Raw genomic sequence first — 710 nt, forward strand, 5'->3', positions numbered from 1 at the left:
TTTTATTTGCATCAATTCTGGATAGGCGGCTTCGCCATTCTCAGTGCCGCTTCTCTCTGGCAGTTGTTGTCACCCCCTAAAGATCTGGAAGAAGGCGGCGGCTGGGGCAAGGCATTCCTGACGATTCCGCTGTACTCCTATATGTGCCTCAGTGCCAGCATCCAGTTCATGTCTCAGGGGTATCTGCACGGCACCAGTGTCTACCTGGGCATGATGATGGAATTTTCCACCATGTTTCTCAGCCTGGGGCTTTATATCTGGGTAGGGATGATGCTGCGACAGACCAGAATGGTGCACCTGGTCTTCGATGTGCTGCGTCCCTGGCGCATGTCACCCGAGCTGATGTGTTTTGTGATCCTTGCTGTTACCGCGATCCCCACCGCCTATACCGGCGCATCCGGTATTTTTATCATCGCTGCCGGTGCAACCGTATACCATGAGCTGGTCCGCGCTGGCGCGAGAAAACAGCTGGCTCTGGCCGGGGCAGCCATGTCTGGCTCCATGGGCGTGGTGCTTCGCCCCTGCTTGCTGGTGGTGATTATCGCCGCCTTGAATAACAGCGTAACCACAGACGAACTGTTCACTTCCGGCATCAAGGTCTTCGGTTTATCGCTACTACTGTTCTTCATTTACAGTCAGTTTGCGCGCACCGAGCCAGCTCGCATCGCGCCGTTCTCACAGGCAGTTCCCGCAAGCCTGAAACGGCTTGT

Annotated in this window: 1 pseudogene; it reads left to right on the top strand. The window is 55.5% G+C overall.

The features are described 5' to 3' along the window. Positions 1 to 710 (top strand): annotated as a pseudogene (locus A3754_RS27980) (C4-dicarboxylate ABC transporter); the annotation flags it as partial.

Source organism: Alcanivorax sp. HI0083 (genome assembly GCF_001635175.1).